The sequence below is a fragment of the Pedobacter sp. R-06 genome, assembly GCF_049913135.1.
Lineage (GTDB): Bacteria > Bacteroidota > Bacteroidia > Sphingobacteriales > Sphingobacteriaceae > Pedobacter.
In genome coordinates, this window is sequence record NZ_CP183977.1 from 3439759 (window position 1) to 3452259 (window position 12501).

General features: G+C 41.6%; 5 protein-coding genes. 1 reads left to right on the plus strand and 4 read right to left on the minus strand.

Going from position 1 to position 12501, the window contains the following annotated elements; translation table 11 throughout:
- Window positions 1-2: 2 nt before the first annotated feature.
- Window positions 3-3479 (minus strand): family 43 glycosylhydrolase, encoded by a 3477-nt coding sequence (locus tag ACN9MR_RS13960; RefSeq protein WP_426324455.1) that lies wholly within the window; start codon window positions 3477-3479, stop codon window positions 3-5.
- 689 nt (window positions 3480-4168) lie between these two features.
- Between ACN9MR_RS13960 and ACN9MR_RS13965 the strand changes: the two genes are divergently transcribed.
- Entirely contained in the window at window positions 4169-7234 is a 3066-nt protein-coding gene (locus ACN9MR_RS13965; protein WP_426324457.1) for a beta-L-arabinofuranosidase domain-containing protein, read from the plus strand.
- 62 nt (window positions 7235-7296) lie between these two features.
- Here the strand turns inward: ACN9MR_RS13965 and ACN9MR_RS13970 are convergent, their stop codons facing one another.
- The 3 genes from ACN9MR_RS13970 to ACN9MR_RS13980 all read right to left on the minus strand — a co-directional run bounded on the left by ACN9MR_RS13970 (window position 7297) and on the right by ACN9MR_RS13980 (window position 12372).
- Window positions 7297-9735: a sugar-binding domain-containing protein gene (locus ACN9MR_RS13970; protein WP_426324459.1), complete on the minus strand. Its 2439-nt coding sequence runs from the start codon at window positions 9733-9735 to the stop codon at window positions 7297-7299.
- 176 nt (window positions 9736-9911) lie between these two features.
- Window positions 9912-11024, minus strand: a complete 1113-nt coding sequence (locus ACN9MR_RS13975; protein WP_426324461.1) for a thioredoxin-like domain-containing protein — start codon at window positions 11022-11024, stop codon at window positions 9912-9914.
- An 802-nt stretch (window positions 11025-11826) separates the two neighbouring features.
- The gene (locus ACN9MR_RS13980; RefSeq protein WP_426324463.1) at window positions 11827-12372 is read right to left on the minus strand and encodes a putative glycolipid-binding domain-containing protein; all 546 of its coding nucleotides are present in this window, start codon (window positions 12370-12372) and stop codon (window positions 11827-11829) included.
- Between the last annotated feature and the right edge of the window lie 129 nt (window positions 12373-12501).

Consider the following 12501-nt stretch of genomic DNA (forward strand, 5'->3'; position numbering starts at 1 on the left):
CCTTATTTCTTTTGGATAATCTTAAAGCCACTAAAAGATGTATAACCAGAAGCATCACCATAGGTAGCATGGTAAACACCAACCTGTATGCCGGCGCTGCCCAGATCATCTCTTTTTAACGGACTGCCAGGAAGATCTACCCAAGTCTTACCATCGCTGCTGCCACGCATAAAAAATGTATTTCCTGCCCGCTGTATCTGCAGATGCCTGTAAAAAGCCCATCCAGAAAGGTTGTTCGTCTGCCTTCTGCCACCATTCCCAAGGTCGGTAACAATATTTCCAACGCCCCAGCCCGGCATGATGCCGTTTTGTAAAAGCATTCTTCCATTTGTTAAAGCCTTAACCATTATACCTGACTCATTTGCACCATAAGCTTTCTTCTCCTTGAGCCCCAGCATATCTGAAAGCATAACCTCGGCGATAAAATCACCCTCCACATTGTTATAGGCAAAAGGCCCAGTTGCCTCCGATCCATCCCAAAATGTATTGTGCGAAACCATCTTTAGGATGCCCGATTGCTGTGTAACCGTATCTGCATTTCCCAATAAACCATCCCAGGAAGTTCCTGTTAAACCATCCTTTGCTGCCGGAACTGACCGGGCCGATCCATGCTGTTTTCTGATCACAAATTGTGAAGAATCTGTTTTAACAGCAAAGGGAAGAGAAGTTTGGGTAACATTTCCAAAATTATCCCTGATTTTCACTGTATAACTATAACTGCTTTGTGGAAGGACCGAAAAATCCATATAATCTGATGACCGCAACCATTTCGCATCCCCTTTATGTTTATCATTTTCAAAAAGATATTCCAGATCACTGCCCGGCAGTTTAGGTTTATCTGCAACCATGTAGACCATATTTGGCGTAACCGCTGATGGTGTTGATACAAATGATGCTTTTAAGTTACCTGTGCCCAAGGTTTGTTCCCAAAAATTAAATTCTTTTAAGCAACCACCATGATCAAGACCATAATTGTACATAGAAATTGATGATATTGCTGTTGTGGCACCGGGAGCCCCGCCAGAAGATTCAATCAAAATACGCTGGTCGCTTTGAATATTAGGGATCAGTGCATAACCGGCCGGTTTACCGTTGATAAATACCTGGAATTTGCCCTGATAAAAAGAACAGATTAGCTGTTGCCATTTTCCATTACCCATTATCCTTACGGCTTTATTTCCTTTACCAAAAAACAGATCTGTTTTTGAACCAATAGCAGGCAAAAGAGAAAAAACAGCACTAAATGGTTTTGAAAAATCGACCTCTTTTGTAATCCTATCTCCTATGATAACTTTACTGCCATTTGCCAATACAGCAGCTATTTTCCCATTAACATCAGCAACTTCTACATTTCCCTTGCAGGCCAGTTCTCCCAAAGCTGCTCCATTATTGGGCCAGTTTGCTAAATCCCCATACTCAAGGTTTTTTGCATCTGCGTACAGAACCGTATGGTTAGTTATGCCTTTTGTATAGGCTGCTTTAATCTCTGTATCGGTTAATGGAACATCATAAATTTTCAAAGCGGCCAGCGCACCAGAAAATCCTGAAGTTTCGTCATCATTTCCGCCAACAAGAAACCTGGTAAGCTTATTCACAAAAAGCATCCTTCTTTCTGCCCTATCCAATTTCCCATCAACATATATCCGCTCCATTGTCCCATCAAAAACCATGGTAATCAGATGCCACTCATTTGCTTTCGGTAAATTCCTGTATCCTAAATCTGCCCAGCCCAGATGGGTGGCAGCGCCTGCACTTTTACTATTCCCATAACCTACTGCAGCATTACTTAAATTAACACCACCCCTACCTGTCCACGAAACGATGGTTTCTTCTTTACCGATCTCTGGGTTCAGCACCCACATACTCACGCTATAGCTGCTGTTCCCCAGCATAGATGAAGGCGCACGAACGGATGATAATAGGCGCTCGGTGCCAGAAAAAACCAAAGCTTTCTTTCCACCTATCATTGAAGTAACCGGCTTATTTGTTCCGTTAGCAGAAAATACACCAGCTAACTGTCCGTTATTTTGAACATGCCCTGCTATTGATCCTACGCGAAGGTTATCAAAGTTCAGATCCACCAACAGTCCCTTCGGTTCAAAACGTTGCAAAGATTCCCATTTTTTGATGCTGGTATTCATCACTGGATTATATTCGGCATTGTCGAAAACCTTAATGTTCCATATCGCCTTATTTAACCCAGGGTATTCTGTCCGTAAAATTGTTGTACGCAGATATCTGGCCCTAACGTTTCCAAAATCGATCATTGGACTTCCATGTTGGGTGTTTTTACTTTTATCAGCATACAGTTTCCATGTTTTGCCATCGATCGAATATTCGATTTTGTATTGATAGTACCAGGTAGCATATTCAAATTGAGTGTGTACACTTTTAACATTATAAGCCCTGCCTAAATCGATCTGGAGCCATGAGGGGCCAATATTATTTTTGGCTTTCCATAAAGTTCCGTTATTATCATCGAATGCAAATTCGGGTTTAAAATCCTGATCATAAGATGAAGAGGCCACAGCGGCTTTGCCCAGCGCCAGATTTGGATGCGGATTCGCATTTTTTGCCAAATAGCCAATTCCGGAATGTGTAGGTATCAACTTCAGTATGTTTCCTTTTTCATCGAAAATCATTTTATCTGCCGCTACCTGCCTGTGATAGCCACCGTCATTGTGTGGGTTATTATGCCGGTGATAAACCAGGTAGAAATCGTCTCCCTGCTGCAGAACAGACTGATGTCCTGGCCCATGCACCGTCCCGTCGCCATTTGTGGCAAGGATAGGATTATCCTGGGCATACTTAAAAGGTCCCATCGGATTGTTTGCAGTTGCATATTGTACCCTGTAAGTTCCATCTTCACAATAGCCGGATGAATAGGTAAGATAGTAGATTCCCTTTCTTTTAAATACAAATGGCGCTTCGAAAAAGTCTTTCGCATCGGTATTCGGAATCTGAGCAAGTTTTGAAAACGACTTCATGTCGTCATTCAATAAACCAACACCACAACCATGGCCCGGATAAATGCCCCATGTGCCCCAGTACATATAATACTTACCGTCGTCATCTTTGAAAGTCTGCCCATCAAGTGTAATCACCTTGGGTACCATAAAATTTGAAACTATTGGTTTTCCGGGTGCTAAAAGCGATGTCCATGGGCCAACCGGCGTTGTAGAAGATGCACCGAATATTTCAACGGGCTGACAGTAGTATAGATAATATTTTCCATCAGGGCCCAGGGTTGCATCTGGCGCCCAGTAATGATGGGTTGTTGGCCAGTTCATATCCTGCAAAGCCCAGTTCACAAAATCTTTTGAAGTCCATACCTGCGATGGTCCAAATCCGCCTCCATTGCCGTCGGTTGTTGCATAAATATAATAAGTATCTCCAAATTTTTTAACCGTTGGATCTGCAAAATAACCTGGTATAACAGGATTGCCCTGTCCCTTGGCCAAATGTTGAGATTGCGCCATTATAGCTTGAAAAGAACAGCATAGGAGAAAAAAAATGAGGAGGTTTAGAGAAATGTTTTTCATATTAATATCCCGGCCTATAAAAACCAGACTTGATGGATCAGGATGTAAATATAAATGAAGCCTAGCCCAGATTTCCGTTGTATATTGATGCATAACATTAGTATTTTAACCAACCAGTACAAACTATGCTTTTAATGTAGCGGATTGGAAAACTAGCACCTGATTTCGATTATTAAATCTCATTTTGTGACGTTTTAATCAAGTTTTCCGTTAAGGCGGTCGTCACCCTGAATTTATTTTACTGCGTAGCTTTCCGCTTCGCTACAGGTCAGGGTCTTTCACGCTAAAAAGATGCTAATCACGATGATTCGGGAATTATAACAACAAGCTTAAAAACAAGCCTGAATATGTCGTTATTTAAAATTTAGTAAATTGAGGTTAAAATCAATCCCAATCAGGGCAATACACAATTTATTCGTTTTACGGCGGGTACTTGTTAATATCTAGTAGCTATCAGATAAAAAAGAAGCATAAAAACACAGGGCTTCTTCATAGTTTTATCGATGAATTTTAAGGGTTATTTTATTCGAGATTCTTAAAATTCATTTACGTTTACCAAAAGATCCGGGCATAAATATCTTGATATAAACAGATCTAAGAGGGCTTATTGATAAAATGATTTAAACATGAAAATATATAAAGTATTCTTGCGTACCATCCTGTTTCCTGCTGTTTTAGCCATGGCTATCACTACTGCCAATGCGCAAAATGGAGACCAGATATTAGATGGGATCGGTGAAACAGGAATGAGTGCGCGTTATATCTTTAATGGTGATACCAAAGACTGGTCCCGAAATAATTTTCATGCCAAATTTCAGGGCGACGGGGTCAAATTTATCAATGACAGTCGATTTGGAAAGGTTTTATCGCTCTCCGGTGATAACAATTCGTTTGTTACCATTCCAGGAGAAGCATTAACGGATATAGAATCGCTCAGCATATCAGGATGGATATACCTCCGTTCTAAGCAGCCCGGCCAACATTTTTTTGATTTCGGGAAGGACGTAACTAATCATTTTTTTGCGGCTCCTGTTGGAACAAATGCTCAGGAAGGTTTCCAGGCATTGATCACGGCAAAGGAAAACAATAAAAACCCAGTGGTTTCGCCAGCGCTAGAACTGAATAAATGGGTTTATGTTACTATTGTGATAGATATTCCATCAAAATCTATGGTGACCTATGTGAACGGCAAACCTGTGGCCGAAGCTAAGCGGATCTCATTAGAGTTAACAACGGTATTCGATCAGCAATCAGTGGCAAAAAACCTGTTGTATATCGGAAAATCGCTAATACCAGGCGATCCCTATCTGAATGCCATGATACATGATTTCCGTATTTATCGGGTTCCGTTAAGTGCCGGGCAGATTGCCGGCATTTATCGCAATGCCCAGGGAGGTACTCAGGAAAGCGTGGTAAATGTAGGTAAGCGTGAAGATGATCTTCCAAAATTTTCTTCAGGCACGCCACAACTTTACAATACTTATTTAACCCATGTATCGGATATTCAGGTGGAAACAGAAACAGGAAATTTACCCCGGTTACCCAGTTATATACCCGGCACCTACAAGAACAACATGAAAGGCCCAAAAGTACGTGTTCTGTGGCCTTCTCCAACCGATAACAGCACAGTTTTGAAACCCGGAAGTTACACCGTTACCGGGCGTGTAGCGGGAACGGCTTTTCAACCGAAGGCATTTGTAACCGTAAAAGCACTTAAAAAAACAGCTGCACCGACCTTAAAGCTAGAGCCCTTTACTTTAAACAGGGTTTCTTTACAGACGGACGTTCATGGCCATGCAACTAAATTTATCGAAAACCGTGATAAATTTATCAAAACATTAGCTAAAACCGATCCTAACTCTTTCCTCTATATGTTCCGCGAAGCATTTGGCCTGAAACAACCTGAAGGAGCTAAACCTTTAGGTGTGTGGGACAGTGAAGACACCAAATTAAGGGGGCATGCCACAGGCCACTACCTTTCGGCAATTGCCCAGGCCTATGCGAGCACCGGATATGATGAGGCACTGCAGCGCAATTTTTCAAAAAAAATGGAGTATATGATCAATACACTCTATGAACTATCACAATTATCGGGGAAACCTAAAAATTCAGATTCCACCGCTGTATCTGATCCGAGCGCTGTGCCACATGGCCCCGGCAAATCAGATTATGATTCTGATCTTAGTGCATCGGGCATCCGCACCGATTATTGGAACTGGGGAAAAGGATTCATCAGCGCCTACCCTCCTGATCAGTTTATCATGTTAGAAAACGGAGCGAAGTATGGAGGACAAAAAAACCAGGTTTGGGCTCCATATTATACATTACATAAAATTTTAGCTGGCTTAATAGACGTATATGAGGTAAGTGGTAATAAAAAATCACTTAAAATAGCGACAGACATGAGTGACTGGGTATATACCCGCTTAAGCCAGCTGCCCCAGGAAACGCTTATCAGGATGTGGAATACCTACATTGCTGGCGAATATGGCGGCATGAATGATGTAATGGCGCGTTTATACCGGATTACAAATGATCCGAAATACCTCAAAACAGCACAGTTGTTTGATAATATAAAGGTTTTCTTTGGTGATACCGCACATTCACATGGACTGGCCAAAAATGTAGATATTTTCCGTGGTCTGCATGCCAATCAGCACATACCCCAAATTGTTGGAAGTATCGAAATGTTCCGGGCATCCCATAAACCTGAATATTATAGTATAGCGGATAACTTCTGGCACAAAATGGTAGACGATTACATGTATAGTATCGGAGGAGTTGCAGGTGCCCGTAACCCTGCCAATGCAGAATGTTTTATTGCGCAGCCCGCTACCTTGTACGAAAACGGCTTCTCAGAAGGAGGGCAGAATGAAACCTGTGCTACTTACAATATGCTAAAATTGACCGGAGACCTGTTTCTCTTCGATCAGCGGGCAGAGCTGATGGATTATTATGAACGTGGATTGTATAATCATATCCTGGCATCTGTTGCCGAGAACAGCCCTGCCAATACCTATCATGTACCACTCAGACCAGGTTCTGTTAAACAATTTGGCAATGCGGATATGACAGGCTTTACCTGCTGTAACGGCACGGCAATAGAGAGCAGCACCAAACTACAAAATTCAATTTACTTTAAAAGTAAAGATAACCAGGCGCTTTATGTGAACCTGTATATTCCCTCAACACTAAAATGGACAGAGCGCCAGATAACGGTAGAACAGTCAACAAATTTCCCAAAAGAAGACCACACCCGCCTTACGATTAAGGGCAGCGGAAAATTTGATCTCAATGTGCGTGTGCCAGGCTGGGCTACCAAAGGATTCTTTGTAAAGATCAATGGGAAAGAACAAAAATTTCAGGCCGAGCCAGGTAGTTACCTAAAGATAAGCCGTAGCTGGAAAAATGGCGACATCGTAGATTTAAAGATGCCATTCCAATTCCACCTGGATCCGGTTATGGATCAGCAGAATATAGCGAGTTTGTTTTACGGACCAATATTGCTGGCAGCGCAGGAACCAGAAGCCAGAAAGGATTGGCGCAAAGTAACCTTGGATGCCAAAGATATTGGCAAGTCAATAAAGGGCGACCCACAATCTTTACAGTTCAGCATTGATGATGTGGTCTTCAAACCATTTTACGAAACATACGGGCGTCATTCTGTTTACCTCGATGTTACATTAAAATAGGCACTGTTACGCTAATAGCCAAAGGATGCCCATAGGTGGAGATTACCCCACCACATACCATACTAATAACGAAGTGTGTGCTGAATTGCTTCTGGAGATGAGCGGACTACAACCGCGGCTTCGGTCAGGCCCGGAGAGCTTGCCTTCAACTTTATCGTTCCGGTGCTTTTGGTACTTTTGATGACCACCAGCGCCCGCCCTTTCCATGCCCTGCGCGAGGTGGAAATATAGGAATCTACATCTTTCAGGTTCGCATTGTCTAGTCCAATAATCTTCCCAGGCCCCTCAATGTCGAAATTTATCCTGTTTTCAGAATTTGGCTGCAGCACACCGTTTTTATCAGTCAGCTCAACAGTTACAAATACCAGGTCTTGTCCATTTGCGCTTATTTCACTACGATCTGCGGTCAGCTTTACCCTGTCCGTATTTGCCGAGGTTTTGAGTATTACTTTTTCTACTTCTTTACTATCCTGAACACCAACAGCTAGCAATTCTCCAGCAGTGTAGGGAACAGTAAAAACAGCTTTAAACTCTTGGGCTATGCTGGTTTTCTGCTCTCCCATCAGTTTTTTATTAAGGTATAAACGAACCATCGGATATTTGGAATAAACCTCAACCTGAAGTGGTTTACCCTCATATCCCGGCCAGGTCCAGCTTTCCCAGGTGGGCCAAACCGACCACAAAGTTTCTTTGATTTCTAATGGTTCCGGGGCTGGTTCACGGACGGCCATATAGAGTTTTTCGTTACCGTTATACAACATGCTCCGGTAATGGGAAATGGGTTTCCGCCATCCGGTCAGGTCAATATCGCCGCAATAAGCGCCATGCCATGGAAAAAAACTGTTCTCCCAATGCTCACCAGGCACCTCACCCGAATAGTACCAGCGCCCAATACCCGATTCGCCAAGGTAGTCGAGTGCAGTCCAAACAAAGTCTCCGATGATATAGCTATTGTTATTTACAAGTTTCCAATTGGCAAAAGCATCTCTGGGATAGGATTCTGTTTGAACAATGATCCTGGAAGGTACCCTTTCATGATCTGCAATAGCCCTGTGCAACTGATAATTATAGCCTGCAACATCATGCTGCATCATTAATGGATCAAATATTTCCCAATCCTTATCCCAGGTAGTCATTGCTGAGGTTACAGGACGGACAGAATCAATTTCATGAACAGCATCTACCAGCATTTTTGCGGTATGTACCGCCTGTGGTTCTTTCCGTTCTATAATTTCATTCCCTATACTCCACATAATTACCGAGGGATGATTCCTATCCCTTAGTACCATTGCATTGATGTCTTTTTTCCACCAATCGTCAAAATACATGGCATAGTCATATTTATTCTTAGCGGTTTTCCAACCATCAAATGCTTCATCGATAACCAGCATCCCTAATCGGTCGCATGCATCCAAAAAAGCTTCAGAAGGGACATTATGAGCAGTTCTTATGGCATTAAACCCTGCTGCTTTCAGTAGTTCAACCCGCCGTTGCTCGGCTCGGTCAAAGGCAGCGGCGCCTAAACAGCCGTTATCATGGTGCACACAACCGCCATTGAGTTTAAGTGTCTGTCCATTCAGCTGAAAACCATTCCCAGTTGTAAATCTTAATGAACGGATCCCAAAATCTGTCTGGTTGCCGTCGATCACCTTTTTATTGGATATAATATTAATTTGAGCCTGGTATAGGTTAGGTTTTTTTGGCGACCATAAAAGTGGCTTTTCTACCTGTATATCCTGAATTACCTCCTTTTCGCTATGCGCATCTAACCTGATCTGGGTTTGCATTGCACCTGACTTTTTCAGTCCTGGGTCAAAGAGATTAGTCTGAACCGTAACCGTTTTTGGTAATGCGGTTTCGTTCTTAACCCTTGTTTTAATCTGTATAGTGGCTTTTTTTTCAGCAACTTCGGGCGTTGAAATTCCTACCCCCCAATTGGGAATGTGCACTTGCCCCGTTACCATCAGCCATACATGGCGGTAAATACCTGAGCCGCTATACCAACGGCTGTTTTTCTGTTTTGAATTATCTACCCTGACCGCAATTATATTTTGTTTCCCCAAATTAAGGTATGGACTAAGATCATAAGTAAATGCCGAGTACCCGTAAGGATAGGTGCCTAATGATTTTCCATTGATAAAAACTTCCGAATTCATGTAAACTCCCTCAAAATTTATGGAAATAAGCCTTCCCTTCCAATCAGAGGGCACCACAAATTTCTTTCTATACCAGCCAGTTCCCGATGGAAAAAAACCTCCGTCTCCACCAGTTGGATTTTCCGGACTAATCTTCCCTTCGATGCTCCAATCGTGCGGCAGATCGAGGGTTCTCCAATTCTGATCATCAAATTCAAAACTGTTTCCTCCCTTAACATCTCCCAGATTAAATTTCCAATCGTGATCGAAGAGCTGTTTACGCTGTATTAGCCGTTGCGCAACTGAAGCCAAAGGCCCAGCGACAATAAATAATATTAAAAGGATCAACGATTTGAAAAAAGACATGGCCTATATACTTGGTGTTACCAAATATAAAAAACAAACGTTAAAATAACGATTATTATTCAGCCACAGTTGGACTGTAGAAAAGAAAAATGTGCCACTTTCGATCTAATTCATCGTTAGAACATCTTTTCCTTTGCAACATGGAAAGTTATTTACCACAACAGATCTGATATGTCTTATTGTTTTTTGGCGAGTTGATTCTGAACTTCCTTCAGCACAGCACCATCATAATATCCCGACCATTTGGATACAATTTTTCCTTTGGGATCAATAAGTACAAATGTTGGATAGCCGGTAATGCCATACTTGATGGTCGTTTCCCCATAAAATCCTTTCCCATCCCAAAGACTTAACCATTGCGGCTGGTCTCTATTTACACCCTTTAACCAGGTTTCTTTACCGGCGTCGCCTGAAAATGAAACGATGGCCAGCTCCTGACGGTATGCCTGTGAGATTTTCTTTAATTCGGGAACTGATTCTATACAAGGGCCGCAGTATGTGGATGAAAAATCAAGCAATACATATTTGCCTTTTATTTCCGATAAAGTATGGCGCTTTCCGTCCCTATCAAAACCATTGAAATCAGCATAAATATCCCCTGTTTCAAGAACATCGCCCACGGTCAAAAAAGTTTTGATGCGCTTTGCATAAGAGGTGTTTTTGAACGTTGAATTCAGTGAGTTATAAAATTTACTGATGGTGTCTTTTGAAAAATCTCTTTTAAGGTAGAACAGGGCATCGAGCGCTTCATAACTATTCAGATTCTGTTTCACAAAATTCATTCTAGTGAGCATATCCAAACTATCAAGCCTGGCAATAACCTTCCATATTGCCTTACCTTTTGATTTCGCGCTATCACCCGTTAAGGCCTGGTATTCTTCTACCAATTTGCTGCGCTTCTTATAACCTTCTTTAGTCAGGGCGATCATTTTGTTGTGCATGTCCTGGGTTTTTGAACCCGTTATTTTCAGATCAAAAGGAAAATCCTTGATATCCCCTTTCACATCGATCCTTTCATTTCCCATCAACAATGTGAAATAATAAAACTTTTGCCCGGCATTTGTGGTAACCCATAAAGATTGGGGTTCTGCCCTGAGTTTTCCTTTAAAACTTAAAAAATTGTTCTCGATTACTGCGCTATCAATATTAGTATCAAGGATAACATCGTTTAAATAAAATTTTGTACCATCCTCAAAACCAGTAATTTGAGCACTGATCAAATATTGTTGCGCATGAGATTTAGTATTAATAAATATCCCGAGAAGCAAGAGCAGACAAGCGTTTTTCATATATCTCCAAAGTAAGGTTTTTCCTGTCAAAATACAATTTGTAAACCGATAAATTTCTTCAACAGCATATCTCCTATATAGCTAAGATTACCCGAGACCTTTAAGCTATTTGCATTTTTTGATTTGTTCAATGCCTATGGGCCATCTGAACGATTAATTTTAAAAATGGATTGCTGTTTATGCCGGTATATTTAAATCCATGCTCCAAACCTAGCGGCTTTGCGGCATTCACACCTCATTTTGAGCTAAAATGAGCTAAATTGGACCAATTAACACGAATGATGAGCTAAAATGGACCGCTACGGTTGGCCTCCGCTATCACAGCTGGGCCACTTGTGGCAGCCTGCTTAAGGGCAGCCTGACCATAAGCAGGCTGCCGGATCGGCCAAAACAGGCATTGGCTTTACCTTTTAGGTAACCAAAAGGTAAAGAATAGGTAAGCCTGGGGTAACCCTGGGGTTAACCTGGTAGCAAGAAAGGGTAAATAACAGGTAAACAAGGGGTAATCAGATATGGCCTTTTCGCTGGACTTTCCAGCTAGGCAGCCAGTAAATTTTCAGGTAAAACGATCGCCACCGGGGTAGTTTTACGGGCTTTAATGTGCCGTCTTTTACCCTCGTTTTGGCGGCGTATTAGGGTCGCCAAAGAGATCGATAAAAGTAAAGATTAGTTGTTCGTAAGTTTGAAAAGGGGACGAAGTGGCCACTTTCCCTGAAATACCAATCTTACCGTTGATTATCCATATAGAGATTGAAATCAAGAGAGCCTAAAATGAATTTAAACAACCAGAAACAGATACTTGCTATTTTTTTCGGAATAGTTTCGGGTATTCGATTACCAATCCATAGGGATCGGTTTTTAGCTCGGCCTTGAACGTCGATTTTTCGTTTTCGTACAGGTATACCGAATCTGATATTTTGGTATAATACTGTCTTACAGGCATTATAACATCAGCAATAATATCTATGTATATCACCTCGATCCTATTGCTCAATTGCCCATTAAAAACCAACCTTCTTATCGGCAATGTATTGGTAAAAGGTGTTAATGAAATGTCAATATCTACACAACCATCAAATCGATGATCAACCGTATTGTTGATCTGCCAATAAGCACCTTTCTTCTCTAGAAGCAGTGTTTTTTCATTTCTGCCCGATATAACATTTATTTCTGCGAAATAGGTTGCCCACAACGTATCAGTGAGAATTTTATACGAGATTTTAATCGCCTGCTTGTTAACTTGGCATGTAATAATCGATGTGATTGCGACACCATTATCTGTTTCCGTTAACGTACAATTTTCCAGAGACTTGTATTCCAAGCCTTCCCATCTTATTTTTCTTTCCATTATGATCTGAAATTAAACAACCTTAATGCCGGCTTGGTTTTAAGCAGCCTAAATTTATCTGTTCAATAAGGCGAAAACAAGAAAACTATGTTTATTTCGAGGGATTAAGCTTATACAAAAAGCAGTTCC

Coding starts and splice junctions, on each gene's coding strand:
- ACN9MR_RS13975 (WP_426324461.1), bottom strand. CDS start 11,024: ATGAAAAACGCTTGTCTGCTCTTGCTTCTCGGGATATTTATTAATACT.
- ACN9MR_RS13980 (WP_426324463.1), bottom strand. CDS start 12,372: ATGGAAAGAAAAATAAGATGGGAAGGCTTGGAATACAAGTCTCTGGAA.
- ACN9MR_RS13965 (WP_426324457.1), top strand. CDS start 4,169: ATGAAAATATATAAAGTATTCTTGCGTACCATCCTGTTTCCTGCTGTT.
- ACN9MR_RS13960 (WP_426324455.1), bottom strand. CDS start 3,479: ATGGCGCAATCTCAACATTTGGCCAAGGGACAGGGCAATCCTGTTATA.
- ACN9MR_RS13970 (WP_426324459.1), bottom strand. CDS start 9,735: ATGTCTTTTTTCAAATCGTTGATCCTTTTAATATTATTTATTGTCGCT.